This is a genomic window from Vibrio sp. 1562 (assembly GCF_033340155.1).
Classification (GTDB): Bacteria; Pseudomonadota; Gammaproteobacteria; order Enterobacterales; family Vibrionaceae; genus Vibrio; species Vibrio alginolyticus.
The window spans coordinates 1-508 of sequence record NZ_JAWOVY010000819.1; the positions used below are offsets into that span (position 1 = coordinate 1).

The 508-nt window shown below is 46.7% G+C and carries 1 protein-coding gene; it reads left to right on the forward strand.

What is annotated here, in order from left to right; all coding sequences use genetic code 11:
• A partial coding sequence (locus tag R7Z49_RS27850) for an FAD-dependent oxidoreductase (RefSeq protein WP_318112892.1) occupies nt 1-432 on the forward strand: 432 nt, incomplete at its 5' end.
• Nucleotides 433-508: the final 76 nt, after the last annotated feature.

Sequence of the window (508 nt, forward strand, 5' to 3'; positions counted from 1 at the left end):
GACTATGAGTTTGATGAAAACGCACAACGAGAAAACGTAGAAAAGTTGGTCAAATGCATTCCAAATCAGGAATGGACCAAAGAAGTGGATACATCGGGCAATTTATCACGCCAAGGTATTCGTTGCGTGAGTCGAGACCATCTGCCGTTTGTTGGGAACGGGGGTGATCTCGAAACAATCAAAACGCAATCTGCCGATTTGCAAAATAAACCAGAAGAAGAGGTTGAAGCGATTCACCAATTCCCTAACCTTTTCTGCTTCTTAGGTTTAGGCTCTCGAGGTCTAAGCTCTGCGCCTCTGTTGGCAGAAGTGTTGGCCTCGCAAATCTGTGGGGACCCGCTGCCACTCCCTGTCGATGTGCTGACAGAACTTCACCCAAGCCGTATGTGGGTACGCAAATTACGCAAAGGCAAAGCGATTACCGAGCTTTAAATTGGCACCAAGCAGACAACTACATAGATATTAAGTAGATAACGAATAAGAGATTCCCAAGCCCGCGAAATCACGC